The organism is Burkholderia sp. APQ4-4ca, assembly GCF_057837105.1.
This window is the reverse complement of the sequence record NZ_JBYQCG010000231.1, coordinates 72,499-98,757: the sequence shown is the minus strand read 5'-3', so window position 1 is coordinate 98,757 and position 26,259 is coordinate 72,499. Positions and strand designations below refer to the sequence as shown.

29 protein-coding genes are annotated in these 26,259 nt (G+C 67.5%); 19 read left to right on the top strand and 10 right to left on the bottom strand.

The window, feature by feature from the left end:
* From AC3IFE_RS27805 to AC3IFE_RS27795, 3 genes are all read left to right on the top strand, one after another.
* On the top strand, window positions 1-275 hold a 275-nt coding region (locus AC3IFE_RS27805), incomplete at its 5' end, for a hypothetical protein (protein ID WP_489193295.1).
* A 344-nt stretch (window positions 276-619) separates the two neighbouring features.
* Window positions 620-859 (top strand): Rap1a/Tai family immunity protein, encoded by a 240-nt coding sequence (locus tag AC3IFE_RS27800; RefSeq protein WP_489193293.1) that lies wholly within the window; start codon window positions 620-622, stop codon window positions 857-859.
* 833 nt (window positions 860-1,692) lie between these two features.
* Entirely contained in the window at window positions 1,693-2,124 is a 432-nt protein-coding gene (locus AC3IFE_RS27795; protein ID WP_489193291.1) for a WapI family immunity protein, read from the top strand.
* Window positions 2,125-2,320: 196 nt separating this feature from the next.
* Here AC3IFE_RS27795 and AC3IFE_RS27790 read toward each other — a convergent pair whose 3' ends face one another.
* Both AC3IFE_RS27790 and AC3IFE_RS27785 read right to left on the bottom strand, forming a co-directional pair.
* Complete coding sequence (locus AC3IFE_RS27790) at window positions 2,321-2,713, bottom strand: methylglyoxal synthase (protein WP_006478230.1); 393 nt, start codon at window positions 2,711-2,713, stop codon at window positions 2,321-2,323.
* 52 nt (window positions 2,714-2,765) lie between these two features.
* The gene (locus tag AC3IFE_RS27785) at window positions 2,766-3,545 is read right to left on the bottom strand and encodes an SDR family oxidoreductase (RefSeq protein WP_089468049.1); all 780 of its coding nucleotides are present in this window, start codon (window positions 3,543-3,545) and stop codon (window positions 2,766-2,768) included.
* Between the two features lie 208 nt (window positions 3,546-3,753).
* On the opposite strand from AC3IFE_RS27785, the gene upp reads away from it, so the two are divergent.
* The 9 genes from upp (at window position 3,754) to rng (ending at window position 11,630) form a co-directional block, all read left to right on the top strand.
* Window positions 3,754-4,404, top strand: coding sequence for a uracil phosphoribosyltransferase (gene upp, locus AC3IFE_RS27780; protein ID WP_006481871.1), 651 nt, complete (start codon window positions 3,754-3,756; stop codon window positions 4,402-4,404).
* Window positions 4,405-4,633: 229 nt separating this feature from the next.
* Window positions 4,634-5,362 (top strand): YebC/PmpR family DNA-binding transcriptional regulator, encoded by a 729-nt coding sequence (locus AC3IFE_RS27775; RefSeq protein ID WP_089468050.1) that lies wholly within the window; start codon window positions 4,634-4,636, stop codon window positions 5,360-5,362.
* 105 nt (window positions 5,363-5,467) lie between these two features.
* Window positions 5,468-6,748, top strand: a complete 1,281-nt coding sequence (purD, locus tag AC3IFE_RS27770; RefSeq protein ID WP_089468051.1) for a phosphoribosylamine--glycine ligase — start codon at window positions 5,468-5,470, stop codon at window positions 6,746-6,748.
* Between the two features lie 118 nt (window positions 6,749-6,866).
* Window positions 6,867-7,790 carry an oxygen-dependent coproporphyrinogen oxidase gene (gene hemF, locus AC3IFE_RS27765; RefSeq protein ID WP_089468052.1) on the top strand — a complete coding sequence of 308 codons (924 nt, stop codon included), beginning with the start codon at window positions 6,867-6,869 and terminating at the stop codon, window positions 7,788-7,790.
* A 39-nt stretch (window positions 7,791-7,829) separates the two neighbouring features.
* Window positions 7,830-8,531, top strand: coding sequence for a nicotinate-nucleotide adenylyltransferase (locus tag AC3IFE_RS27760; protein ID WP_489193300.1), 702 nt, complete (start codon window positions 7,830-7,832; stop codon window positions 8,529-8,531).
* 4 nt (window positions 8,532-8,535) lie between these two features.
* On the top strand, window positions 8,536-8,979 hold the full coding sequence (rsfS, locus tag AC3IFE_RS27755; protein WP_006484266.1) for a ribosome silencing factor: 444 nt from the start codon (window positions 8,536-8,538) through the stop codon (window positions 8,977-8,979).
* Between the two features lie 18 nt (window positions 8,980-8,997).
* The gene (gene rlmH, locus AC3IFE_RS27750) at window positions 8,998-9,468 is read left to right on the top strand and encodes a 23S rRNA (pseudouridine(1915)-N(3))-methyltransferase RlmH (protein WP_006484265.1); all 471 of its coding nucleotides are present in this window, start codon (window positions 8,998-9,000) and stop codon (window positions 9,466-9,468) included.
* Between the two features lie 51 nt (window positions 9,469-9,519).
* Window positions 9,520-10,152, top strand: coding sequence for a Maf family protein (locus tag AC3IFE_RS27745; protein WP_089468055.1), 633 nt, complete (start codon window positions 9,520-9,522; stop codon window positions 10,150-10,152).
* An 8-nt stretch (window positions 10,153-10,160) separates the two neighbouring features.
* Window positions 10,161-11,630: a ribonuclease G gene (gene rng, locus AC3IFE_RS27740; RefSeq protein WP_089468056.1), complete on the top strand. Its 1,470-nt coding sequence runs from the start codon at window positions 10,161-10,163 to the stop codon at window positions 11,628-11,630.
* Between the two features lie 81 nt (window positions 11,631-11,711).
* On the opposite strand, the gene AC3IFE_RS27735 is transcribed toward rng, so the two are convergent.
* Together AC3IFE_RS27735 and AC3IFE_RS27730 are read right to left on the bottom strand one after the other, a co-directional pair.
* A complete protein-coding gene (locus tag AC3IFE_RS27735; protein WP_301739739.1) occupies window positions 11,712-12,092 on the bottom strand; it encodes a DUF1493 family protein in 381 nt (126 codons plus the stop codon).
* A gap of 1 nt (window position 12,093) precedes the next feature.
* Window positions 12,094-12,525: an STM2901 family protein gene (locus AC3IFE_RS27730; RefSeq protein ID WP_489193285.1), complete on the bottom strand. Its 432-nt coding sequence runs from the start codon at window positions 12,523-12,525 to the stop codon at window positions 12,094-12,096.
* Window positions 12,526-12,795: 270 nt separating this feature from the next.
* Between AC3IFE_RS27730 and AC3IFE_RS27725 the strand changes: the two genes are divergently transcribed.
* On the top strand, window positions 12,796-13,131 hold the full coding sequence (locus AC3IFE_RS27725; protein WP_069618124.1) for a YggL 50S ribosome-binding family protein: 336 nt from the start codon (window positions 12,796-12,798) through the stop codon (window positions 13,129-13,131).
* Between the two features lie 20 nt (window positions 13,132-13,151).
* On the opposite strand, the gene AC3IFE_RS27720 is transcribed toward AC3IFE_RS27725, so the two are convergent.
* The gene (locus AC3IFE_RS27720; RefSeq protein ID WP_489193283.1) at window positions 13,152-13,388 is read right to left on the bottom strand and encodes a hypothetical protein; all 237 of its coding nucleotides are present in this window, start codon (window positions 13,386-13,388) and stop codon (window positions 13,152-13,154) included.
* A 130-nt stretch (window positions 13,389-13,518) separates the two neighbouring features.
* On the opposite strand from AC3IFE_RS27720, the gene AC3IFE_RS27715 reads away from it, so the two are divergent.
* Genes AC3IFE_RS27715 through AC3IFE_RS27705 form a run of 3 tightly spaced genes read left to right on the top strand, consistent with a single transcriptional unit; the run spans window position 13,519 to window position 16,354 of the window.
* Window positions 13,519-14,490 (top strand): PRC-barrel domain-containing protein, encoded by a 972-nt coding sequence (locus tag AC3IFE_RS27715; RefSeq protein ID WP_089468058.1) that lies wholly within the window; start codon window positions 13,519-13,521, stop codon window positions 14,488-14,490.
* Complete coding sequence (locus tag AC3IFE_RS27710) at window positions 14,487-15,746, top strand: MFS transporter (RefSeq protein WP_489193280.1); 1,260 nt, start codon at window positions 14,487-14,489, stop codon at window positions 15,744-15,746. Before AC3IFE_RS27715 ends, AC3IFE_RS27710 begins: the two co-directional genes overlap by 4 nt.
* Window positions 15,747-15,787: 41 nt before the next feature.
* Window positions 15,788-16,354: an FUSC family protein gene (locus tag AC3IFE_RS27705; RefSeq protein ID WP_089468060.1), complete on the top strand. Its 567-nt coding sequence runs from the start codon at window positions 15,788-15,790 to the stop codon at window positions 16,352-16,354.
* An 82-nt stretch (window positions 16,355-16,436) separates the two neighbouring features.
* On the opposite strand, the gene AC3IFE_RS27700 is transcribed toward AC3IFE_RS27705, so the two are convergent.
* Together AC3IFE_RS27700 and msbA are read right to left on the bottom strand one after the other, a co-directional pair.
* Window positions 16,437-16,820 (bottom strand): RcnB family protein, encoded by a 384-nt coding sequence (locus AC3IFE_RS27700; protein ID WP_489193278.1) that lies wholly within the window; start codon window positions 16,818-16,820, stop codon window positions 16,437-16,439.
* Window positions 16,821-16,913: 93 nt separating this feature from the next.
* Window positions 16,914-18,665, bottom strand: a complete 1,752-nt coding sequence (gene msbA / locus AC3IFE_RS27695) for a lipid A export permease/ATP-binding protein MsbA (protein WP_489193299.1) — start codon at window positions 18,663-18,665, stop codon at window positions 16,914-16,916.
* A gap of 223 nt (window positions 18,666-18,888) precedes the next feature.
* On the opposite strand from msbA, the gene AC3IFE_RS27690 reads away from it, so the two are divergent.
* The 3 genes from AC3IFE_RS27690 (at window position 18,889) to AC3IFE_RS27680 (ending at window position 22,018) form a co-directional block, all read left to right on the top strand.
* Window positions 18,889-19,641, top strand: a complete 753-nt coding sequence (locus AC3IFE_RS27690; RefSeq protein WP_489193276.1) for a glycosyltransferase family 2 protein — start codon at window positions 18,889-18,891, stop codon at window positions 19,639-19,641.
* 120 nt (window positions 19,642-19,761) lie between these two features.
* Window positions 19,762-20,604 carry a glycosyltransferase family 2 protein gene (locus AC3IFE_RS27685; RefSeq protein ID WP_489193274.1) on the top strand — a complete coding sequence of 281 codons (843 nt, stop codon included), beginning with the start codon at window positions 19,762-19,764 and terminating at the stop codon, window positions 20,602-20,604.
* Between the two features lie 133 nt (window positions 20,605-20,737).
* Window positions 20,738-22,018: an O-antigen ligase family protein gene (locus AC3IFE_RS27680; RefSeq protein ID WP_489193272.1), complete on the top strand. Its 1,281-nt coding sequence runs from the start codon at window positions 20,738-20,740 to the stop codon at window positions 22,016-22,018.
* A gap of 138 nt (window positions 22,019-22,156) precedes the next feature.
* On the opposite strand, the gene AC3IFE_RS27675 is transcribed toward AC3IFE_RS27680, so the two are convergent.
* From AC3IFE_RS27675 to AC3IFE_RS27665, 3 genes are all read right to left on the bottom strand, one after another.
* Window positions 22,157-23,335 (bottom strand): glycosyltransferase family 9 protein, encoded by a 1,179-nt coding sequence (locus tag AC3IFE_RS27675; protein WP_489193270.1) that lies wholly within the window; start codon window positions 23,333-23,335, stop codon window positions 22,157-22,159.
* A 171-nt stretch (window positions 23,336-23,506) separates the two neighbouring features.
* A complete protein-coding gene (locus AC3IFE_RS27670) occupies window positions 23,507-24,598 on the bottom strand; it encodes a glycosyltransferase family 9 protein (protein ID WP_489193268.1) in 1,092 nt (363 codons plus the stop codon).
* Window positions 24,599-24,908: 310 nt separating this feature from the next.
* Window positions 24,909-26,259: helix-hairpin-helix domain-containing protein (locus tag AC3IFE_RS27665; protein WP_489193266.1), on the bottom strand; the 1,351-nt coding region annotated here is incomplete at its 5' end.

Here is a 26,259-nt window from a genome sequence, read left to right as displayed (position 1 = left end):
CATCACGTCCGGGCCGCCCGGCTGGTCGTATCGGATTGCTTTCGGCATCGTTTTGCTCCTCTTCTGTCTGGAATCTGGATATCCGGTTCGGCGAATGCATCGACATTGCTGCTGCGGCGATGCGTGTGAACACGGGTCGTAGCGGAGGATTCTCGCGCGTCGTGCGCAGTCACGCAGCGCGTCGTCGCAATCCCTTCACCTCGGTAGGGTTTTCGCGGGAGATGGATGGCATGCGCTGTGTTCATACTTGGTCACGTTCATATCAAGACCTTTGAGTCATACGAATTTCCGCTGGGTTCGGATTGACTGCGGCCTGCGGCCGGCCGCACTGCGAATTTGGCCTTGCGCCCATGCGAGACGCGTCTCCCGTGCCGCGTTGTCGTACTGCGCTCCCGGAACCGGCGACATTGACACGGGTCGGCCGGCAATTCGAGTTCGTGCCACGCACATTTATGAGATGACGAGCGTGCTATTTTGCCCTCTGCCCAATTCACCCAACCCACGCCATGAAACGCTTTCTTGTCCGGAACTTGCTTGTTGTCGCGTCGTTGTCAGCGAGTATTGGCAGCGCAACCGCGGCCGCGGTTCCTCGTGTCGACGGCACCGGCTGCTCAACGGCATGAGTCGATCGGACAACAGTCCATACGCCGACGCCGAACGCCACGCGATGGCCGGGTATCTGGCCGGGGTCGCCGATACGACCGAGGGTGAGGCATGGTGCGACAACGGACGCGTCAAAGCGGGGGAAATCGATTCGGAAGTGCTCGCCGCGCTCCGCAAACTGCCAAGGGACGCACTGAAGGCAAGCGCGGCAGGCATGGTCACCCATGTCTTGGGACAAAACCATCCGTGCGGTTAACAGCCCCCCTGAACGCCGGACATAGCCTCTCGCTTAAGCTGGCAGGTAGGCTGGCGAACTGATCGTAACGTCTCGAAGATGGCGTTTGGCGCTGAAGAGGCAATTTGCATCACTGTCCGCACTTTCATTCACGATCGATGTTGCTTCACCACCCTATGAATACGCTCGCTTATTCCGGCACGGACGCAGGAAAGTCTCTCTCAGTCACCCCGCCAGGTATTACCGATACAGCTTTTGCTGTGGCTGTCCCATCGCTCCCACGTGGCGCACGGCCCATTATCGACGATCAGTCTGGCGCGTGTGTGGGCTTCATCCACGAAGGCGCGAAAAGCGTTTGGCATGTTTTTGACGTATCTGGTCAATAAGTCGGGATCGAGGAAGCTCCTTTAGAAACACCCCTCGTTGGCCCATATGATTTGGTTCTCATAGGTTCTGCGGCATTAAAGCTCGTACGCACCGGCTTCAACACCGTTTCCCGATTGGCGACCGGGCGCGCCGCGGTCTCTGCCACATCAAAGATGACGAGCGGAATACTTCCGCTTCTGCGCAGTAGACTGCAAGGCATACCGGTGAGGCGATTGCAGTTTACCGAGACAACGGCCAAGCACATGGCAAACCCAGGTCGATTTGTACCTGTTCACATCCTCCATTTGGCGATCAAGTATGGAAGGCGAATGCCCGACCCCCAGAAGGTGGCGGGTGTATTTCGATATGAAATCGAGATGTCCCGCTTTGTGAAGAGGGGAACAATCTTCATTCGAGAGCGTAAAACACTGGAAGTTGTCGTTCGAGAGAACGACTGGACAATCCTCCACTTTATGTACTATTGACACATGCTGATCATTGACACAGATGACTTTCGACTTCAAATGGAGCCCGTTGCCGCGCGACGCGAGGAACCGGGAGGCCCGTATCTTGAATGGATCGATGTACGAATCCAATTGACGGTACCGGGCATTCAGGCGGACGGCCAATGGAGTGTGATGCCCGACGAGTTGCGACAATTTCGGCAACAGATTCAATCCATGCAAACGCAGCTTCAATCCGGGCAACGTGCGGATTTAACCAGCGTCGAGCCGGAGTTTGAACTGACATTACGAATGCTCGACCGAGGGGCAATCGTGGGAGACTGGCGCTTTCAGCCAACCCTTCCCGATGGAGCATCCGTCACGGGGCATTGCGGGCTGGATCAGTCCTTCTTGCCCGAACTCCTACAAGGAATCGAATCCCTTCTATCGTTCAGCGGAACGAGCCATTCACCGTAATCGAGGCCCTCGCGCGCGGAGGCACGTGCGTTGATCGACGCCGCAGTCAGCCAGCCGACGGCTTCGCCGAACGCGCAAGCGCGCTCGACAGCGAAGCATTCGGCACGATCCGTCCGACACTCCGCGGCCGATCGCATACGACAACTTCTTGAACCAAGCCCCCGACCGCTAAAGCGCGGCGCTCTTCAACAGCTGCCTAGCAAACGTCCTGCATGTTCCGCGCCAGATCGTCGAGCAGCATCCGCGCGGTCGCGACGTTGGTCGCGACCGGCACGTCGTGCACGTCGCACGCGCGCACCAGCGCGGTGATGTCGGGGTCGTGCGGCTGCGCGGTCATCGGGTCGCGCAGGAACACGACGATGTCGACACGCCCGTCGGCCAGTTCCGCGCCGATCTGCAGGTCGCCGCCGAGCGGCCCCGACAGCTTGCGCTCGACCTCGAGCCCGTGCGCGGCGGCGATGCGCCCGCCCGTCGTGCCGGTCGCGACCAGCCGGCATTGCGCGAGCGTCTCGCGATACTGGCCCGCGAGCGCGACGATCTCGTCCTTCTTCGCGTCGTGCGCAATCAGTGCGATGCGGGGTTTGCTCATCTCCAGTTCCTTCGTCGTTCGGTTGTTGTCATCGTGAATCGAAAAGCGCGGGTCAGAACGTCCCCGGATACGCGCCGCCGTCGAGCAGCCAGTTCTGCCCGGTGATGTAGCCGGCGTGCACGCTGCACAGGAACGCGCAGGCCGCGCCGAATTCGGCGCGCGTGCCGAGTCGCCCGGCCGGGATGTCCCGGGTGCGCCGCGCGCGCATCTCGTCGACCGTCACGCCCTGCGCCTTCGCCGACGCGGCGAGCGTCGTCGCGATCCGGTCGGTGTCGAACAGCCCCGGCAGCAGGTTGTTGATCGTCACGCCCTGCCCCGCGACCTTGCGCGACAGCCCCGCGACGAAGCCGGTCAGCCCCGAACGCGCGCCGTTCGACAGCGCCAGTACGTCGATCGGCGCCTTCACGGCCGAACTCGTGATGTTGACGATCCGGCCGAAGCCGCGGCCGATCATCCCGTCGATGGTCGCGCGGATCAGCTCGATCGGCGTCAGCATGTTCGCCTCGAGCGCGCGAATCCAGTCGTCGTGGGAAAAGTCGCGGAAGTCGCCGGGCGGCGGGCCGCCGGCATTCGTCACGAGAATGTCCGGCTGCGGGCACGCGGCGAGCGCGGCCGCGCGGCCGTCCGGCGTCGTGATGTCGCACGCGACCGCCGTGACCGACACGTTCGCGCCGGCGCGAATCTCTTCCGCGGTTTCCTCCAGCGTGTCGCGCGTGCGCGCGACGATCACGAGGTTCACGCCCTCGGCGGCCAGCGCTTCCGCGCAGCCGCGCCCGAGGCCCTTGCTCGCCGCGCACACGAGCGCGGTCTTTCCTTCGATGCCGAGATCCATCGTCGTTTCCCTGGTGGCGCGCGTACCGCGCGGCCCCGCGCTGCCGCCGGCGGGCGGGCGAACGGGCGTGCGCGGCACGCGGATTGTCGTGAGACGTCGATAATATCCGGATCACACGGCGCGCCTTGGTAAAATTGCGGCCATGAGCGACGGCCGGCCCGTGCCCGCCGCCGCCCCCGATCCCCTTTTGCCGCCAAGGCACCCCGTCATGAAACAGGACAGCCGTTTCCCGAACCTCTTCATCACCGATCACCCGCTGATCCAGCACAAGCTCACGCACATGCGCGACAAGGACACGTCCACGCGCACGTTCCGCGAACTGCTGCGCGAGATCACGCTGCTGATGGGCTACGAGATCACCCGCAACCTGCCGATCACGACCAAGCGGGTCGAAACCCCGCTGGTGGCGGTCGACGCGCCGGTGATCGCCGGCAAGAAGCTCGCGATCGTGCCCGTGCTGCGCGCGGGCATCGGGATGTCGGACGGCCTGCTCGACCTCGTGCCGTCCGCGCGCGTCGGCCACATCGGCGTGTACCGCGCCGACGACCACCGCCCGGTCGAATACCTGGTGCGCCTGCCGGACCTGGAAGACCGCATCTTCATCCTGTGCGACCCGATGGTCGCGACCGGCTATTCGGCCGTGCATGCGGTCGACGTGCTCAAGCGCCGCAACGTGCCCGCCGCGAACATCATGTTCGTCGCGCTGGTCGCCGCGCCCGAGGGCGTGCAGGTGTTCCAGGACGCGCACCCGGACGTGAAGCTGTTCGTCGCGTCGCTCGACTCGCACCTGAACGAGCATGCGTACATCGTGCCCGGCCTGGGCGACGCGGGCGACCGCCTGTTCGGCACCAAGAACTGACCGCACCGGGCGGCCGGCGCCGCCGTGCCGCGCGGCCCCGGCGCGCCGCGACGGTCGCCCTGGCCGTCCGGCCATGCGCGGCGGCCCCGAACCGGCGGTCGCCGCGTGATAAAATCACGCTCCACTCGACACGCGCGGCCCCGCGGCTTCATGCCCGCCGACACGGCCGCCGATTCAACGACACACTGAAACAATCGCCCGCGCTGCGCGCCCGGGCACGGAGAAAGGTATGGCTGGTCATTCGAAATGGGCCAACATCAAGCATAAGAAGGCTGCGGCCGACGCGAAGCGCGGCAAGGTCTGGACCCGCCTGATCAAGGAAATCCAGGTGGCGGCGCGCCTCGGCGGCGGCGACGTCAACTCGAACCCGCGCCTGCGTCTCGCGGTCGACAAGGCGGCCGACGCGAACATGCCGAAGGACAACGTCAAGCGCGCGATCGACCGCGGCGTCGGCGGCGCGGACGGCGCGAACTATGAAGAAATCCGTTACGAAGGCTACGGCATCAGCGGCGCGGCGATCATCGTCGACACGCTGACCGACAACCGCACCCGCACGGTCGCGGAAGTGCGCCACGCGTTCTCGAAGTTCGGCGGCAACATGGGCACCGACGGCTCGGTCGCGTTCATGTTCGATCACGTCGGCCAGTTCCTGTTCGCGCCCGGCACGTCGGAAGACGCGCTGATGGAAGCCGCGCTCGAAGCCGGCGCGAACGACGTGAACACGAACGACGACGGCTCGATCGAAGTGCTGTGCGACTGGCAGGCGTTCTCGGCGGTGAAGGACGCGCTCGAAGCCGCCGGCTTCAAGGCCGAACTCGCCGAAGTGACGATGAAGCCGCAGAACGAAGTCGAATTCACCGGCGACGACGCGGCGAAGATGCAGAAGCTCCTGGACGCGCTCGAGAACCTCGACGACGTGCAGGACGTGTATACGAACGCCGTCATCGTCGAGGAATGAGATGCCGGCCGCCGTGCGCAATATTGCGACGGCGGCCCGACCGATTTCGCGGCCGGCGCGCCTGAGCGTGCCGGCCGCCCTGTTTTCTAGTCTGCGGGGAATCCCATGAAACTACTCGTCGTCGGTTCCGGCGGCCGCGAACATGCGCTGGCGTGGAAGCTCGCGCAATCGCCGCGCGTCCAGATGGTCTACGTCGCGCCCGGCAATGGCGGCACGGCGCAGGACGAGCGTCTGAAGAACGTCGACATCACGGCGCTCGACGAACTCGCCGATTTCGCGGAACGCGAAGGCGTCGCGTTCACGCTCGTCGGGCCGGAAGCACCGCTCGCGGCCGGCATCGTCAATCTGTTCCGCGCGCGCGGCCTGAAGGTGTTCGGCCCGACCCGCGAAGCCGCGCAGCTCGAAAGCTCGAAGGATTTCGCGAAGGCGTTCATGAAGCGCCACAACATTCCGACGGCCGACTACGAGACCTTCTCCGATGCGGCCGCCGCCCACGCGTACATCGACGCGAAGGGTGCGCCGATCGTCGTGAAGGCCGACGGCCTCGCGGCCGGCAAGGGCGTCGTCGTCGCGATGACGCTCGAAGAGGCCCATGCGGCCGTCGACATGATGCTGTCGGGCAACAAGCTCGGCGATGCCGGCGCGCGCGTCGTGATCGAGGAATTCCTCGATGGCGAGGAAGCGAGCTTCATCGTGATGGTCGACGGCAAGCATGCGCTGGCGCTGGCTTCCAGCCAGGATCACAAGCGCCTGCTCGACGAGGATCGCGGCCCGAACACCGGCGGCATGGGCGCGTATTCGCCCGCGCCGATCGTCACGCCGCAGATGCACGCACGCGTGATGCGCGAGATCATCATGCCGACCGTGCGCGGGATGGAGAAGGACGGCATCCGTTTCACGGGCTTCCTGTACGCGGGCCTGATGATCGACAAGGAAGGCAATCCGCGCACGCTCGAGTTCAACTGCCGGATGGGCGACCCGGAAACGCAGCCGATCATGGCGCGCCTGAAGAGCGATTTCTCGAAGGTCGTCGAGCAGGCGATCGCGGGCACGCTCGACACCGTCGAGCTCGACTGGGATCGCCGCACCGCGCTCGGCGTCGTGCTGGCCGCGCACGGTTACCCGGACGCGCCGCGCAAGGGCGATCGCATCAACGGAATCCCGGCCGAAACCGAACAGGCCGTGACGTTCCATGCCGGCACGACGCTCGCCGAAGGCGACAAGCTGGTCACCTCAGGCGGCCGCGTCCTGTGCGTGGTCGGCCTCGCCGATTCGGTGCGCGAAGCGCAGCAGCATGCGTACGACACGATCAACCAGATCAATTTCGAAGGCATGCAGTACCGCCGCGACATCGGCTTTCGCGCGCTCAACCGCAAGAGCGCGTGACGTCGCCCTCGCCGCCCCGCGCCCTTGCGGCGGCGGCCCCTCTGCCGGGGTTCGATAGAATGCCCGGCAGACGCTTTTTTTACGGCCCCCGCTCAGGGTGGGGGCAGCCAGTCCAGACATGACCGATTCGACCTACGACGTGACGCGCGTGCGCACGTATCTCCAGGGCCTGCAGACACGCATCGCCGACGCGCTCGGCGCGCTCGACGGCACGCCGCTCGCGACCGACACGTGGCAGCGCGGGCCGGCCGAACGCCTGCGCGGCGGCGGCTGCACGCGGATTCTCGAAGGCGGCCGCGTGTTCGAACGCGCTGGAATCGGCTTTTCCGACGTCGCGGGCGACGCGCTGCCGCCGTCGGCGAGCGCGGCGCGCCCGCAACTCGCGGGCCGCGGCTTCGAGGCGCTGGGCGTGTCGCTCGTGCTGCACCCGCGCAATCCGTACTGCCCGACCGTGCACATGAACGTGCGGATGCTGATCGCGACGAAACCGGGTGAAGCCCCCGTGTTCTGGTTCGGCGGCGGCATGGATCTGACACCGGTTTACGGTTTCGAGGACGACGCACGGCATTTCCACCAGACCTGCAAGGATGCGCTCGACCCGTTCGGCGTCGAGCTCTACCCGCGCTTCAAGCAATGGTGCGACGACTATTTCTTCCTGAAGCACCGCAACGAAACGCGCGGCATCGGCGGGATCTTCTTCGACGATTTCTCGGAGCCCGGTTTCGAACGCTCGTTTGACATGATGCAAAGCGTCGGCGATGCGTTCCTGCACGCTTACCTGCCGATCGTCGAGCGCCGCGCCGAGCTGCCGTACGGCGAGCGCGAGCGCGACTTCCAGGCCTACCGCCGCGGCCGCTACGTCGAATTCAACCTCGTGTTCGATCGCGGCACGCTGTTCGGTCTGCAAAGCGGCGGCCGGACCGAGTCGATCCTGATGTCGATGCCGCCGGTCGCGAACTGGCGCTACAACTGGCAACCCGAGCCGGGCTCGCCGGAAGCGCGCCTGTATAGCGACTTCCTCGTGCCGCGCGACTGGGTCTGAGCCCGCGCGCCCCGCTGCCCCCAACGAAAGGACGCGTTTCTGGACACCACCACCCGCCCCGCCCCGCTGCCGCGTCGTATCGGCTTGCTGGGCGGCACCTTCGACCCGATCCACGACGGCCATCTCGCGCTCGCGCGCCGGTTCGCCGCGCTGCTCGAGCTGACCGAACTCGTGTTGCTGCCCGCCGGGCAGCCGTACCAGAAGCGCGACGTGTCGGCCGCCGAGCACCGGCTCGCGATGACGCGCGCGGCCGCGGATTCGCTCGTGCTGCCGGGCGTGACCGTGACCGTCGCCACCGACGAGATCGAGCACACCGGCCCGACCTACACGGTCGAGACGCTCGCGCGCTGGCGCGAGCGGATCGGCCCGGATGCGTCGCTGTCGCTGCTGATCGGCGCCGACCAGCTCGTGCGCCTCGATACGTGGCGCGACTGGCGCACGCTGTTCGACTACGCGCACATCGGCGTGTCGACGCGCCCGGGCTTCGAGCTCGGCGCGGCGCCGCCGGACGTCGCGCGGGAAATCGCCGCGCGGCAGGCCGGCGCCGACGTGCTCAAGGCCACGCCGGCGGGGCGCCTGCTGATCGATACGACCCTTTCGTTCGACATCGCCGCGACCGACATCCGCACGCACCTGCGCGAATGCATCGCACGCCATGCGCGAATGCCCGACGCGTCGGCCGAACATGTGCCGGCCGCCGTATGGGCCTATATTCTTCAACATCGCCTCTACCATTCCTGAATCCATGGATATTCGCAAACTGCAGCGCGTGATCGTCGACGCCCTCGAAGACGTCAAGGCGCAAGACATCAAGGTGTTCAACACCAGCCACCTGACCGAATTGTTCGACCGCGTGGTCGTCGCCTCGGGCACCTCCAACCGCCAGACCAAGGCGCTCGCGTCGAACGTGCGCGACAAGGTCAAGGAAGCCGGCGGCGACGTCGTCAGCTCCGAAGGCGAGGACACCGGCGAATGGGTGCTGGTCGACTGCGGCGACGCGGTCGTGCACATCCTGCAACCGGCACTGCGCCAGTACTACAACCTCGAGGAAATCTGGGGCGACAAGCCCGTGCGGATGAAGCTCGGCGGCGGCAAGGGCAACGGCTTCGCGACGGCGAGCGAAGACGACGAGGAAGAGGAAGAAGCGCCCGCACGCCCGGCGCGCAAGACGGCCGCCCGCCGCCGTTAAGCCGTCGCGCGTGTCCCGATGAAGCTTTTCATCCTCGCGGTCGGCCACAAGATGCCGGGCTGGATCGCATCCGGCTTCGACGAATACACGAAGCGGATGCCGCCCGAACTGCGCATCGAGTTGCGCGAAATCAAGCCTGAACTGCGTTCGGGCGGCCGCAGCGCCGAAAGCGTGATGGCGGCCGAGCGGCAGAAGATCGAGGCCGCGCTGCCGAAGGGCGCGCGCCTCGTCGCGCTCGACGAGCGCGGCCGCGACTGGACCACGATGCAGCTCGCGCAGGCGCTGCCCGGCTGGCAGCAGGACGGCCGCGACGTCGCGTTCGTGATCGGCGGCGCCGACGGGCTCGATCCGGAGCTGAAAGCGCGCGCCGACGTGCTGCTGCGCATCTCGAGCATGACGCTGCCGCACGGCATGGTGCGCGTGCTGCTCGCCGAACAGCTTTACCGGGCGTGGAGCATCACGCAGAATCACCCCTACCACCGCGCATGACGTGCCGTCCTCGAGACGCGCGCCGCGCGCGCTCAACGAGATAACGACACCATGCCGTCCAGCACGCCCCCCGCGCTTTTCCCGATTCTTTACCTCGCTTCGCAAAGCCCGCGCCGCCAGGAGCTGCTGCTGCAGATCGGCGTACGCTTCGAGCTGCTGCTGCCGCGCCCCGACGAGGACGCCGAGGCGCTCGAGGCCGAACTGCCCGGCGAAGCCGCCGACGCGTACGTGCGGCGCGTGACCGTCGCGAAGGCCGAGGCCGCGCGTGCGCGCCTCGTCGCGAGCGGCAAGCCGGCCGCGCCGGTGCTCGTTGCGGACACCACGGTGACCATCGACGGCGCGATCCTCGGCAAACCGGCCGACGCCGGCGATGCGCTCGCGATGCTCACCCGCCTCGCGGGCCGCGAACACGAAGTCCTGACCGCCGTCGCCGTGATCGGCGCCGACGGCGACCTGCTGCCGCCCGCGCTGTCGCGCTCGTCGGTACGCTTTTCAAACGCACCGCGCGACGCGTTCGCGCGCTACGTCGACACCGGCGAGCCGTTCGGCAAGGCCGGCGCGTACGCGATCCAGGGCCGCGCGGCCGAATTCATCGAGCGAATCGACGGATCCCATTCAGGTATCATGGGTCTGCCCCTTTTTGAGACTGCCGCGCTGCTGCGTACCGCACGCGTCGCCTTCTGAACCGCACCATGAACGAAGAAATCCTGATCAACCTCACGCCGCAGGAAACGCGCGTCGCACTCGTCCAGCAAGGTGCGGTGCAGGAGCTTCACGTCGAGCGGACGCTGTCGCGCGGGCGGGTCGGCAACATCTATCTCGGCAAGGTCGTGCGCGTGCTGCCCGGCATGCAGTCGGCGTTCATCGACATCGGCCTCGAGCGCGCGGCGTTCCTGCACGTCGCCGACATCTGGCATCCGCGGCTCGCGGGCGAGCCGCAGTCGGCCGTGCCGCACCAGCCGATCGAGAAGATCGTGTTCGAAGGCCAGACGCTGATGGTGCAGGTGATCAAGGATCCGATCGGCACGAAAGGCGCGCGGCTGTCGACGCAGGTCAGCATCGCGGGCCGCACGCTCGTCTACCTGCCGCAGGAGCCGCATATCGGCATCTCGCAGAAGATCGAGAGCGAGGCCGAGCGCGAGGCCGTGCGTGCGCGCCTGACCGCCGTGATTCCGCCGGACGAGAAAGGCGGCTACATCGTGCGCACGATCGCCGAGGATGCGACCTCCGACGAACTGGCCGGCGACGTCGCGTACCTGCGCAAGACCTGGGCGACGATCGTCGCGCAGGCGCAGCGGCTGCCGGCGACGAGCCTGCTGTACCAGGATCTCGATCTCGCGCAGCGCGTGCTGCGCGATTTCGCGAACGACGACACGACGCGCATCCAGGTCGATTCGCGCGAAACCTACCAGCGCCTGTCGGAATTCGCGGGCGAGTTCACGCCGGCCGTGAGCCCGAAGCTGCATCACTACACCGGCGAGCGGCCGCTGTTCGACCTGTACAACATCGAGACGGAGATCCAGCGCGCGCTGTCGCGCCGCGTCGACCTGAAGTCGGGTGGTTACCTGATGATCGACCAGACCGAGGCGATGACGACGATCGACGTGAACACGGGCGGCTATGTCGGCGCGCGCAACTTCGACGACACGATCTTCAAGACAAACCTCGAGGCCGCGCATACGATCGCGCGGCAACTGCGGCTGCGCAACCTCGGCGGGATCATCATCATCGACTTCATCGACATGGAGAATGCCGAGCATCGCGACGCGGTGCTGTCCGAGCTGAAGAAGGCGCTGTCGCGCGACCGCACGCGCGTGACGGTCAACAGCTTCTCGCAGCTCGGGCTCGTCGAGATGACGCGCAAGCGCACGCGCGAATCGCTCGCGCACGTGCTGTGCGAACCGTGCCCGACCTGCCAGGGCAAGGGCCAGGTGAAGACGTCGCGCACCGTGTGCTACGACATCCTGCGCGAGATCCTGCGCGAATCGCGGCAGTTCAATCCGCGCGAGTTTCGCGTGATCGCCGCGCAGCAGGTGATCGACCTGTTCCTCGACGAAGAATCGCAGCATCTGGCGATGCTGATCGACTTCATCGGCAAACCGGTGTCGCTGCAGGTCGAGTCGAACCTGAGCCAGGAGCAGTACGACATCGTGCTGATGTGACGGTGCGTTCTTTGGCGGTTGCGCGATTTCGGCCCGGCATGGGAGGTATTTCGCGCAACCTGCATTCAATGTGGTGAACGGCTATTCCGCACGGCCCTCTTCCCGTGCGAAACACTCGATCGCTTCGGTATCCCACCGGCCGAGACGCATCGCTTCTTCCAGCATGCCGAGTGTCAGGGGCACAAGTTCCGGGTCACGATATTTCGACGAAAACAGCCCAAGGAACGTTCTGACCATATCGAGCGTTTCCGGGCCGATGTATCGCTGATACGGGAAGTGCTCTACATCGATCCCGAAGGTCTCGCCCCACTTGTCGATAAATTCGATCGCGTCAATTCCCGTGATGCGAAGGTCCTCTTCCATCCGGCTTGAACGTGACAGCTTCAGCGGACCGCCAAAAAGCGGACGCCCTAACTCCTCCCGAGCAAATGCCTCGAGCCGATCCCATGCCGTGTCAGTCATATCAGAGTACCCTGTCTTCCGGTTTTGCAATGCTGTTGTAGACCCGCACCGTATTCCACATGACGACCGCCGCATCCGTGGCGAGCATGAATAGTGCCGACAACAGGCACTGCACGCCGACGAATGCACCGAGGTTACGAGTCGTCGCGATCCGCATACCACCAGCACCGGCTTTCGTGATGGTCGGCATCCGAATCCCGACGTTGAACGGCAGCGCTTTGCGCGCCGCAAGCGACGCAACGGAGGTGCCGGCCACTGCGCCGCGCGGCTTGCCGGGAACCGGTACATCGTTCTGCCCCAATAGCACGGCAGCCGCAGCTCCAAGGTCGTGAAAGCCAAACCGTTTGCAAACCTGTTTCACCGCAACCCAGAAAAACAGATCCCCCGGCGTGAGATTCTCGCGCCCCTCATACGAATAGCGATTGTCCGACATACGGCCCTCGTGGCGGTTCGAATGACCGCAGACCTTAGCAAAGCCGAACACGCTCGCCGTCCCTGTATCATTCGGTCAGGCGTGCAATAGGCCGCTTGACCAGGCCGCACGGCGACAGGCGAATCGCGCAATTGTTTAAGAACAGTTTCGAGAACGGTCCCGCGATACGCCCGCTTTCGCCGCCAGCCTCACCCATGCAGCATGTCGACAGGGCGCCCGCGCCATCCGCCGCGCTATCCTTTCTCACCTCTCATTCATTCACCACACACCATGAGCCAAGGCCACAACCGCCGCCAGCGCAAGAAACTCCACATCGGCGAATTCCAGGAACTCTCGTTCAACGCCACCGCGCATTACCGCAACGACATGACCGACCTCGAGCGCGGCCAGTTGATCGATGCGTTCATCGATTTCGTCGAAGCGAACGGGCTGCTGACCGTCGCGTCCGCGGACGAAGGCATCGGCGCGTACGTGATCTCCGGCGCGCCGCGCGGCACGACGACCGACGCCGATCGCGAGCTCGTGCGCGGGTGGCTGGCCGCCCGTCCGGAACTGAAGGACGTCCAGGTCAGCGAATTCGCCGACGCGTGGTATCCGGACGCCTGATTTCCTGGGTTCACGCTGCTTCAGGCGGCGCCTGCCCGCCACCACGGCGGGCCAGATCGACGTCGTTTCTGCAGCATGATCATGATGGCCGCCGGCGTTGCGGCGCTGTCGTTGCTGTCCGCGTGCGGCAGCTCGGCGCGTTGAGCCAACGCACCGACGGTAGCGGCGCCGGCGCCCGCATCGTCGTCGATCAGGCGCCGCAGCCCGCCCGCCGACCGGCCTCCGATCCCTTCCTTTTCCCGACGATCGCCCTGCAACCCGCCATCGAAATCGGTCCTGAAAGCAAGACACGTTAAACTCTCACCCTCGCGTGGTGCGCCGCCCGCACCCGCCATCCATCGCCAGCCGCGTGCCCTCGGGCCGCCCCGACCCATGGAGTGAGTGTCAATGAGCGGCGGACTCCCGTTTCCCGCATCCTGCAAGTCGTTGCCGTCCTCGACGGTTTTCCTGATCGTCGCCGTCGCCGCGCTGCTGTCCGGCTGCGGGCTGCTGCCGGTCCAGAACCCGCCCGCGCCGATCAGCGAGGCGCTCGTCGAGCCTGTCGAGGAAACCGCCGGCGAGCCGCTGACGATGCCGCCGGTGCCCCCGCCGACGCAACCGGAGGAACCGGAAGCGCCGAAGAAGCCGCACCGCGAGGTGACGCGGCCGAAGCCCGTGCAGCGCCCCGAATCGCCGACCCCACCGCCGCCTCCGCCCCCGCCGCTCGTCGCGACGCGCGCGCTCGACCGCACCCAGATCCATGCGCTGCTCGACAGCGAAGTCGCGCGCCGCAACGGCAAGGTGGTCGGCCGCGCGGTCGACATGGTGGTCGACGCGGGCGGCAAGCCGCGCGAGATGATCGTCAACCTGCAGGGTTTCATGGGCATTGGCGACCGCAAGGTCATCTTCCCGTGGAACGTGTTCCGCTTCACGCCGGGCGGCAAACAGGAGCCGATCGTGCTCGACGTGCCGTCGGGCGACCTGCCGCCGGCCGCACGGCCCAAGGCCGTGCCGCTGTCGGGCTCGGCCGCGGCGTCGCCGGCGACGCGGCTGCCGATGCTCGACAGCGAAGTCGAGCGCCCGAACGGCACGAAGATCGGCCGCATCGTCGACGTGCTGATCGACCGCGGCGCGCAGCCGCAGGCCGTCGTGCTCGACCTCGGCGGCCTCGTCAATACCGACCGCCGTTCGATCGCCGCGAGCTGGGGCGCGCTGCGCTTCGTCACGCGCGACAAGGCGCTGCACCCGCAGCTCGACCTGAACGACGCACAGATCAAGGCAGCGCCGCCGTACGCGGCCGACAAGCCGATCGTCGCGGTCTTTCCGCCCGTTGCCCCGGCGGCGGCGGTGCCGGCTTCGTCTGCGAGTGCCACCCGATGACGATCCAGCATTCCGTCAGCGTTCGCAGTCTCCGGGCCCTCGACTGGCTCAACTTTTTCGTTGCAAACGTTCAAACCGGGTTCGGTCCGTTCATCGCGTCCTACCTCGCGTCGCACAAGTGGACGCAGGGCGAGATCGGCATGGTGCTGTCGATCGGCACGATCAGCGCGATGGTCAGCCAGGTGCCGGGCGGCGCGGCCGTCGATGCGCTGAAGAACAAGAAAGGCGCGGCCGCGTGGGCGATCGCGGCCATCATCCTGTCCGCGGTGCTGCTCGCGTCGAGCCCGACGATCGTGCCGGTGATCGCCGCCGAGGTGTTCCACGGCTTTGCCAGCTGCATGCTGGTGCCGGCGATGGCCGCGATCTCGTTCTCGCTCGTCGGCCGCGCCGACCTCGGCGACCGGCTCGGCCGCAACGCGCGCTGGGCGTCGATCGGCAGCGCGGTCGCGGCGGGCCTGATGGGGCTCACCGGCGAATACTTCTCCGCGCGCGCGGTGTTCTGGCTGACCGCCGTGCTGGCGCTGCCCGCGCTGTTCGCGCTCGCGATGATCCAGCCGACGCACCAGGTGATTCCGCAGTCGTCGAAGCCCGACGACGTCGACGAAGCCGGCGAGCGCGAAACGCTGCTCGAACTGCTGCGCGACCGCCGGATGCTGATCTTCGCGGCCTGCGTCGTGCTGTTCCACCTGTCGAACGCCGCGATGCTGAACCTCGCGGCCGGCGAAGTCACGGCCGGAATGGGCGAGAACGTGCAACTCGTGATCGCCGCGTGCATCATCGTGCCGCAGGCGATCGTCGCGATGCTGTCGCCGTGGGTCGGCCGCTCCGCGCAGCGCTGGGGACGCCGGCCGATCCTGCTGCTCGGCTTCTCCGCGCTGCCGGTGCGCGCGCTGCTGTTCGCCGGCGTCAGCAGCCCGTACCTGCTCGTGCCCGTGCAGATGCTCGACGGCATCAGCGCGGCCGTGTTCGGGGTGATGCTGCCGCTGATCGCGGCCGACGTCGCGGGCGGCAAGGGTCGCTACAACCTGTGTATCGGGCTGTTCGGGCTCGCGGCCGGGATCGGCGCGACGCTCAGCACGGCCGTGGCCGGCTACGTCGCCGATCACTTCGGCAACGCGGTCAGTTTCTTCGGGCTCGCCGCGGCAGGCGCGCTCGCGGTGCTGCTGGTCTGGCTCGTGATGCCCGAGACGCGCGTCGACAACGGCGATGCGACGACCGATGAACCGGCGGCCGCCTCGCCCGAACAGGCGCATTGACGGCGGCGCGCCGCCGCTACCCGTTTCTTCGCCGATGCACGATGGATACGATCAGGACACTCAACGAAGCCCGCCAGCAGATCCAGCAGTCGATCTTCGATCTGTTCAAGGGGCTGTCATTCAGCGAGCGGCTCGCGCAAGGCGGGCTGATGGCGGTGCAGGCCGTCTGCGGCGCGTGCCTCGCGTATGCGATCGGCCGCGCGATGCACAGCGAGCAGGCGGTGTGGGCGGCGATCACCGCGATCGCCGTCACGCAGCACAACTATTCGGACACGATGTCGCTGTCGCGCGACCAGTTCATCGGCGCGATGGTCGGCGGCGTCCTGGGCTTCGCCGGTGCGGCGTTGGGCGGCGATCGCCTCGTCGCGTATGCGATCACGGTCGCGGTCGTGATCGTCTGCTGCTGGTGCCTGAACATCGGCAGCGCGGCACGGCTCGGCGGCGTGACCGCGACGATCGTGCTGCTGTTCCCGGGCAACGGCCCGCTGTGGGACGTTCCGCTGATCCGGCTCGGCGAAGTGACGCTCGGCACGGTGTGCGCGCTGGGCGTGTGCTGGGTGATGTCGAGAATCGAGCGACGCTGGTTCCGCCGCGCGGCGGCGAAGTGACGCGGCGCCGGGCAACGCGCCCGGCAGCCGGATGAACGATCTGAATGCTGAGTAACGGGTACGGACCGGGTTGCGGACTTGGTTACGGACCCACCCGCAGCACGATGCCCGAGCCGATCTGCACGAGCAGGTAGTCGCCGCCGACGCCGACCCAGTGATAGCCGCGCGGCGGCGCACTCAGGTGGTAGCCGCGCCAGTCGTCGACCACGTACTGGCGATCGCGGAACTCGGCCGGCAGCCGGTCGCCCTTGTGCCAGTCGCGGCGCGGCCCGTCGGCCCAGCGCGGCGGCACGTCGTCTTCGCGATGCATCGCGTGGCCGGGCGGCACGTGTTTCGGGCCATGGCCGCGATGCATGCCGGGGCCGCCGCGGTCATCGCGATTGCCGTGATCCTGCGCCATCGCCGCGGTGGCGGCGCAGCCGGCCGCGATCAGTGCGGCCAGCATCATGCCGTGCATCCTCTTCATTGTCCTTCCCTCCGTGGTGTCACGTCGAACAAGAAACGACCGGGACTGCCCGATGAAGACTAGCACACGGCATCGCGGCCGCCTGATCGTGCGTCACGCCGCCTGCTGCTGGTACTGGATCCGGTGCAGGTGCGCGTAGAGGCCGCCGTGACGCAGCAGTTCGTCGTGGCTACCCTCTTCGACGATCTTGCCGGACTCGAGCACGAGGATGCGGTCCGCGCGCTCGATCGTCGACAGCCGGTGCGCGATCACCAGTGTCGTGCGGCCCTCCATCAGCCGCTCGAGCGCGGCCTGCACGTGGCGCTCCGACTCCGAATCGAGCGCCGACGTCGCTTCGTCGAGAATCAGGATCGGCGCGTCCTTGTAGATCGCGCGCGCAATCGCGAGCCGCTGGCGCTGGCCGCCGGACAACCGCATCCCGTTGCCGCCGACCAGCGTATCGAGCCCGTCGGGCATCGCGGCGACCGCGTCGGCGAGGTTCGCTGCCTCGAGCGCGGCCTGCACGCGCGCGCGATCGGGCGTCTGCCCGTAGGCGACGTTCGCGGCGATCGTGTCGTTGAACAGCACGACGTCCTGGCTGACCATCGCCATCTGGCTGCGCAGCGCGTGGAGGTCGTAGTCGGCAACCGGCACGCCGTCGACCCGGATCGTGCCGCCCGTCGGATCGAAGAAGCGCGGCAGCAGGTTCACGAGCGTCGTCTTGCCGCTCCCGGACGGGCCGGCCAGCGCGATCATCTCACCCGGCGCGACCTTGAACGAGATGCGGTCGAGCGTCGGCCGTTCGGCCGCGCCGTAATCGAACGACACCGCGCGGAACTCGATCTCGCCGCGTGCATGCGACAGCGGCCGCCCGCCGCCCTGCGGCTCGGCCGGCTCGTCGATCAGCCCGAAGATCAGCTCGGCGGCCGTCATCCCGCGCTGCAGCGGCTGGTTGACGTCGATCAGGTGCTTGAGCGGCGAGATCACCAGCAGCATCGACGTGACGAACGCGACGAAGCCGCCGACCGTCGTCTGGTCGTTCGACGACTGCACGACCGCGATCGTGATCACGACCGCGAGCGCGATCGACGCGAGGAACTGCGTGAGCGGCTGCGCGAGGCCGCCCGAGATCGTCATGCGCATCGCATAGCCGCGCAGGCGCTTGCTCATCGTCGTGAAGCGGTCCATCTCGTACGCTTCGCCGTTGTGCACCTTGACGACCTTGTAGCCGCCGACCGTCTCCTCGACGATGTACGACAGCTCGTTGGTCAGCGTCTGGTGCTCGCGGTTCAGGCGGCGCAGCCGGCGGTTGATCTTGCTGACGAGCCAGCCGATGCCCGGCAGGATCACCGCGACGATCAGCGTGAGCCGCCAGTTCAGGTAGAACAGGTAGCCGAGCAGGAAGATCACCGTCAGCGAGTCGCGCACGAGCGTGACCATCACGCCGGTCAGCACCGACAGGATCTGGTTGACCTCGAACACGATCGCGTTGATCACCGTGCTCGCGGTTTCGCGCTGGAAGAACGACGCGCCCGTGTGGAGCATCCGCTGGAACATCTCGAGCCGCAACTGCAGCAGGATGCGGTTCGATACGTAGTTGAGCAGGTAATTCGACGTGTACTGCGATACACCGCGCACCAGCGCGAGGCCGATCACCGCGATCGGCACGTACCATTTCGCGCTGTCGCTGCCGTGCGAGCCGAAGCCGTGGTCGAGCAGCGGCTTGAGCAGCGCCGGAATGCCGGCTTCGGTGGCCGCGACGACGCCCATCGTCATCACGGCGAGCACCACGATGCCGATGAGCGGCCGGATGTACGGCCACAGGCGCTTGAGGACCGTGACCGGCGAGGTGCCGGTGCCGTCCATCGGTTTGCGAAGAGTGTTCTGGGTTTCCAAGGCAATCCTTCTTGAGCCGCGATGCGGCGCCCGGCGCGTGGCCGCCCGGGGGTGCGCCCTGCCGGGCGGGTGCCGGAAAGGGCTCAACATTATAGCTGCACCGCCCCGCGGGCACGCCCGTCGCCGATGCGGGCCGCGGCCGGGCCGAAGGTATACTGCCGCTCACCGTTTTCTCCGCCTTTCCGACGATTTCATGGCTGAACCCTCCCTCGGCGTCGCCCTCATCGCCCTCAACGCATCGGCGCGGCTCGCGCAGTGTCTCGATGCGCTGTCGTTCGCCGACGACGTCGTCGTCATCGATGGCGGCAGCACCGACGATACCGTCGCGATCGCGCAGGCGCACGGCGCGCGCGTGATCGTCGAGCGCGACTGGCCGGGCTTCGGCCCGCAGAAGAATCGCGCGCTCGACGCGCTCGGCACCGACTGGATCCTGTCGCTCGATACCGACGAAATCGTCACGCCGGAACTCGCGCAGTCGATCCGCGACGCGATCCGCGCGCCGGCCGCGCAGGTCTACGCGCTCGACCGGCTGTCGAGCTTCTGCGGCCAGTGGATCCACCACAGTGGCTGGTATCCGGACTGGGTGCCGCGGCTGTTCCGGCGCGGCGCCGCGCGGTTCTCGGACGACCTCGTGCACGAGCGCCTCGTGTTCGATACCGCCGCGCAGCGACTGACCGGCAAGCTGATGCACTACTCGTACGAGGATTTCGAAACGGTCGTGCGCAAGCTCGACGCGTATTCGACGGCCGGCGCGCGCCAGCGCCGCGCGGCCGGCCAGCGCGGCGGCTTCGGCAAGGCGCTCGGCCGCGGCGCGTGGGCGTTCGTGCGCACCTACGTGCTGCGGCGCGGGTTCCTCGACGGCCGCGCGGGCTTCATGATCGCGGTGTTCAACGCGGAAACCGTGTACTACCGCTTCCTGAAGCTCGGTCACGAGCCGGCCCGCTAGGCGCCCGCCCGGTGCGCGGCCGGCCCGGCGTTACAATGCCGGGTTGCGCGCACCGCGCGTGCCCGCCCGGGCGGCTGCGCCGCGCGCCGCCCGTCACGACGACCACCGAACCCGACCGCCATGTTCTCCATCATCATTCCGACCTGGAACAACCTGCCGTACCTGAAGCTCGTCGTCGACAGCCTGCGCCGGCATTCCGCGTACGACCACCAGATCATCGTGCACGTGAACGACGGCTCGGACGGCACGCTCGACTGGGTGCGCGACGAAGGGATCGAACACACCGCGTCGCCGGCCAACATCGGCATCTGCCATGCGGTCAACCTCGCCGCCGCGCGCGCCACGCGCGACTACGTCGTCTACATGAACGACGACATGTTCTGCTGCCCGGGCTGGGACACGGCACTCGTGCGCCGTATCCAACGGATGCCGACCGACCTGTTCATGCTGTCGGGCACGATGGTCGAGCCGGTCGACACGCGCAACCCGTGCGTGGTCGTCAGCAATTTCGGCCGCGACGCCGAGCAGTTCGACGCGGCGGGCCTCGTCGCCGCGGCCCCGAAGCTCGCGCGCGCGGACTGGCTCGGCTCGACCTGGCCGCCGACGCTCGTGCACCGCGACTGGTGGAACCGCATCGGCGGCTACAGCAGCGAGTTGTCGCCGGGCATGAGCAGCGACAACGACTTCTCGATGAAATTCTGGGACGCCGGCTGCCGGATCTTCGTCGGCGTCGGCGACAGCCTCGTGTACCACTTCCAGCAGAAGAGCACCGGCAAGATCGTCAAGAACGACGGCCGCCGCCAGTTCCTGAACAAATGGGGCATGACGCAGGCGACGTTCGACCGCTACTACCTGCATCGCGGCGAGCCGGTCGGCACGCAGATCGCGCTCGATACACCGGCGGTGGAAGGCCGCCTCAAGCGCGCGCTGTTGCGCTCGCGGATCAAGCGCGCATTCAGCTGATCGGGCCCCGAAAACCGCACGGAAACCCGCCCGGCTTCGCGTATACTGCGCCGTTCGTCCCGGGTCTCCCCGCCGGGACACGCGGCACGGTGCAGATGCCCACAAGCCGCATTCGTCCATACGACAGGTTCCGATGCTTTCGTTTTCCGCTCCCGCCACGCGGCGCTTGACCGCCGCCCGCGCATTCGCCGTCGCCGCGCTCTGCATGGTGCCGGTTTCGACCGCGCTGACCAACGTGTTCTGCGGGCTGTTCGCCGCCGCGCTCGTGATTTCCCCCGAATTCTGGCGCGACCTGCGCTCGTTCGTCGCCGACCCGGCTTCGCTCGCGGCGCTGCTGATCCTGGTCGCGCTGGCCGTGAGCGTCAGCTATACGGTCGCGCCGCATAACAAGGCGTGGAACTGGGTCGCGAAGTACGACAAGCTGCTGCTGCTGCCGTTCGCCGCGCTCGCGTTCCGTCATTCGAACTGGGCGCCGATCGTGCGGCGCTGCTGGTTCGGCACGCTGTGCGTGATCCTGCTGCTGTCGACGACCAATTATCTCGGGCTCACCGCGATCGGGCCGGCGCATGCGACCCAGCTGCCGCTGTCGCGCGCGTGGGTGTTCAAGAACCACATCGCGGCCGGCATGTTCGGCGCGCTGCTGTTCTACCAGGCGGCCGATCTCGCGCTGGCGGCCCGCACCGCGTTGTCGCGCGCGTCTTACGCGGGCATCGCCGCGTGGTCGCTCGTCAACGTGTTCGTGATGCTGCAGGGACGCACGGGGCAGGTCATCGCGCTGCTGCTGATCCTCGTCGTCGCGGTGCGTTTCGTGCTGTTGCTGCGCCGACAGTCCGCCCTGCGCGCAGGGCTTGCCGCCGGCACGCTCGTATTGGCGGGCGTCGCGCTCGTGGTTGCGGCATGCACGGTTCACAACGGCCGGCTGACGAAGGTCGTGACGGAAGTTCAGCAATACCGGCAAAGCGATGCGGCCACGTCGACCGGGCTGCGCCTCGAGTGGTACAAGAAGGGGCTCGAGCTGTATCGCCAGCGCCCCGTGATCGGCTACGGCGCGGGCGGCCTCGAATCCGAATTCGAGAAGCTCACGGCCGGCAAGACGGCCGCCGAAGGCCAGCTCACGTCGAACCCGCACAACGAATACCTGCTGATGGCCGTGCAACTCGGTACGGTCGGCCTGCTGCTGTTCGTCAATCTGATCGTGCAGATCGCGCGCGGCAGCCGTGCGCTCGATCCGCGCTCGCGACACTTGCTGCTCGCATGGCTCGCGATCTTCGCGATCGGCAGTCTCGCGAATTCGCTGCTGCTGGATTTCGCCGAAGGGCACCTGATCGTGCTGCTGGCCGGCATCCTGCTCGGTTGCGGCGAACGCAGCGAAGCGCTGCCGCGCGAGACGTCGGCGATCCGGCGCAGCGTGTAGCGTACGCCGGCATACGTTCCGCTGCGCTGCCCGGCTGGATTCGGCGGCAGCGGCATCCGCCGTCGATGCGGGCGAGCCGCGCGGGCTCGCCGCGAAACAAGCCCCGTGCGAACGAGGAAAACGCGCGTTTGCCGCGCGTCAGTCGGACCCGGCGCGGTGCAGCCGCGACGTGTCGACGATGACGTCGGCCGGGCCCGGCGGATTCAGCCCGAGCATCTCGGCCGCCGCGGCCTTCACGCGCTGCGCCCCGAGATGAACGAGGCAGTCGCTGCGGCTGTCGACATGACGCTCGCAGCCTTCGTGCCGGCACGGCACGCAGTCGCCCTCCCCTTGCAGCAGCCACACGTTCCCGTGCCTGCCCGAGCCGCGCAGCGCCCACGGATTCTCGGTCGCGGGCCAGTGCTGCGGCCACGGCCCCCAGCGCACGGGGTCGGACGGCCCGAACAGCGCGATCGTGTCGGTGCCCGTCGCGGCCGCGACGTGCGTCGCGCCGGTGTCGGGCCCGATGAAGAGCCGCGCGCGCCGCACGAGCTCCGCGCTCTCGCCGAACGTCAGGCGGCCGACCAGGTTCAGCACGTCGCCGCCCGCCTCGGTCGCCACCTGCTCCGCATACTCGCGCTCGCGATCGGCCGGGCCGCCCGACAGCGCGACCGCGAAGCCCTGCTCGCGCAGCCAGCCGATCATGTCGACCCAGCCGTCGAGCCGCCATTGCTTGTAACGGAACATCGGATACGGATGCAGCACGACCAGCGGCTTGCCGGCGCGGATCGCGGGCGACTCGGCGAGCCACGCGTCGAAACGCGCGCGCCGCGCGGGATCGTCGCCGATGCCGGGCGCGACGACCTCGGACACCGGCTCGATGCCGATCACCGGCGCAAGCGCGAGCGTACTGACGACCGTATGCGCGGATTCATGGTGATTGATCGCGATCCCGTTCAGCATCATCCGCGTGAGCCACGTGACGCGGTTCGGGTCGACGAGGCCGACCCGCTTGCGGCCGGCGAACCAGCTGTAAAAGCGCGGCCGGTCGGAACTCAGCGCCGCGCAGGCGAGCTCGTAGCGGCGCCACATCGACAGCGCGTCGCGCAGCCGCTCGCCGAACCCCGCGCGCTGCGCGACCACGATCACGCGCCGCACGTCCGGATTGTGCTCGAGCACGCCCTCGGTCCCGCGAAACACCAGCATGTCGATCTGCGCGTCCGGCCAGCGGGCCTTCAGCGACCGGACGAGTGGCGTCGTCAGCAACACGTCGCCGATACGGCGCGGCGCGGCAACGAGGATGGTTCTGGGCGGACGGGCGGAAGAAAACAGGGCCACGGCGATCGTCTAGCTGGCTGAACAAGGCTGGCAATGTACAGGATTTTGCAGCAGCCGGCGCGGCGTCGCGCACCGGCCGCGCGAGGCCGCCGCGACGCGGCCCCGCCAGCGGCGCGCCGCGCGGCACGCGGCCGCATGACGCGCACGGCGGTTGCGCGTTGCGCAACGACGCTACGAGGCGGTCGGCGCGATCACGGGTGACGTGGCGGCGGCCGGCTGCGCGAGCGCGGCATCGGCCGCGGCTTCGTCGCGATGGCCGGCCGGCGGCAGCAGGTGGCGCACCGCGCGCTCGACCGCATCGACACCGATCGCGTCGACGGTCGGGCCCGCGCGCAGGATCACGTGCGGCACGCCGAGCGGATGCCAGCGCAGGTATTTCTCGGGACGGTCCTCGAACAGGGCGGCCACCGGTACGCCGAGCGCCGACGCAATATGCACGGGCGCGCTGTCGGCCGAGACGATCGCATCGAGCAGGCTCGCGGCCGCCACCAGCTCGGCGACCGACGCAGGCGCGACATGCCGTGCATTCACGTCGCGCCACACGTCGCCTTCGGCAGCGTGGCCGATGGCCGGATCGCGAAACACGATCACGTCGGCGACCGGTGCGAGGCGCTCGCCGAGGTCGCGCCAACGGTCGGCGGGCCAGCGGCGCTCGACCGCCTTGTTCGACACGAACAGCCCGACGCGCGGCTTCGTGCGCGCGCCGAGCAGCCGATGCCACGTTTCCTGCAGCGTGCGATCGGGATGCACCGACAGCGCGAGCCGATCGAGATCGGCACGACCGAGTTCGGGCACGAGCCGGAAGCCCGACAACGCTTCATGGCACATCGGCCGCTGCGCGACATGCTCGGGCTTGCGGTCGTCGAATTCGGTCTCGGCATCGTGCCAGCGGCAGTCCTTCGCGCGAAGCTGGCGCGCGAATTGCATGCTGCTGCGATGCATGCCGCCGTTCGGCACGATCACGAGATCGAACCGCAAGCGGCGCAGACGACGCACCAGTCGCATCCGGTCGAAGAATGCGCGCATCCGCCCGGGACGGTCGTTGCGCTCGCACTGTCGGCTGTACACGTAGGTGTGGATCGTGTGCACGTCCGGGTTTCCGGCCAGCGCGGCCGCGTTGTAGCGGTTCGCGACCACATGCAGCTCCGCGTCCGGCCAACGTGCTTTCAGCGCGCCGAGAAACGCCGTCGTGCACAGCATGTCGCCCAGAAAATCAATCCGGATCACGAGGATCCGCTGCGTCGTCGGGTTCCCTTTGGCCATGGTCGTGTGGTGACAATCAGTTTTTATCGTCGGGACGGGCCGTTCCACGGCATCCTGGTCCGCTGGCCTGCCCCGCCGCGCGCTATCGCACGCCGCACGGATCCGCCCCTGTTTACGTGTGCTGTCGGCGCCGCTCGCCGTGCGAACCCGCGGCAGGCGCGGCGTTCGGACGGTTAGCGCGGGATTGTATAGCGTCCGGATGGCCAGCCCAAGACCCCGACACCCTCCGCACGTAAAAACGGCCCGCCGCACCGCACGATGGCGATGCGACGGGCCGCCTCTGCGCGACCGCCGCCGAAGCAGCGCGCGCTCAGTACGTGATTTCGACGACGCTGCCGTCGAACGCCGCGCGCAGCTCCGCCAGCAGCACGTCGCTCGGCTTCACGCGCCACGCATCGCCCAGGCGCATTTCGCCTTGTGCCCGCGCGTTGCTGTAGTGGATCTGGACCGCGAGCCCGTTCGGCAGCGGCGCCTGCGGGCGCCGACCGCCATCGCGGCCGCCGCCGCGCGGCGCGGGCGCGTCGACCACGTTCGCCGCGGCCGGATCGTCCTTCGACACGTGCGGCTCGAGCACGCGGCGCAGGGCCAGCGCATCGGCATTGCCGTTCATCGTCAGCCGCACGGCCTGCGCATAGCGGCTGCGGGCACGTTCGAGATCCATCACGGTGTCGGCGGTAAAGCGAATGCCGCCGGTAAACGCGTCGTTGCGCGCCTGCCCCTGCACGATCAGCAGTTCGTCTTCCTTGAACAGCGCCTTGTTCGCCTCGAACTGTTCGTTGAAGATCGTGATCTCGCACTGGCCCGAGCCGTCGTCGAGCAGCGCGATCAGCATCTTGCCGCGCTGGGTCATCTGCGTGCGCAGCGACGCGATGATGCCGGCGACGAGCTTGTCGCGCCCTTCCTTCAAGTCGCCGACCTTCTGCCGCACGAAGCGGCGCACTTCGGTGCGATACGCGTCGAACAGGTGGCCGGACAGGTAGAAACCGAGCGCGGCCTTTTCTTCCTGCAGGCGGCGCTTGTCGTCCCACGCGGGTTCGTCGACGAGCGCGTGCGCATGCGGCGACTCGGCGCCCATGTCGAACAGGCCGGCCTGCATCGCGTTCGCTTCGGCCTGATCGGCCGCTTCCATCGCGAGCGGCACCGACGCGATCAATTGCGCACGGTTCGGGTTCAGCGAATCGAACGCGCCGGCGCGAATCAGCGCCTCGACCGTGCGGCGGTTGACGACGCGCCGGTCGATCCGCTCGCAGAAGTCGAACAGGTCGGTGAACGCCTTTTCCTCGCGCGCACGCAGGATTTCCTCGATCGCGTTCTGACCGCTGCCCTTCACCGCGCCGAGCCCGTAGCGGATCGTGCGCGAGCGCGTGCCGTCGGCTTCCGCGACCGGCTCGAACCGGTAATGCGACTGGTTGATGTCCGGCGGCAGCACGGCGAGGTTGTTCACGACGCAGTCGTCGAACAGGATCTTCACCTTGTCGGTGTCGTCCATCGCGAGCGTCATGTTGGCCGCCATGAATTCGGCCGGATGGTGCGCCTTCAGCCACGCGGTGTAATACGCGAGCAGCGCGTACGCGGCCGCGTGCGACTTGTTGAAGCCGTAGCCCGCGAACTTCTCCATCAAGTCGAAGATTTCGTCGGACTTCTCGCGCGTGAGGCCGTTC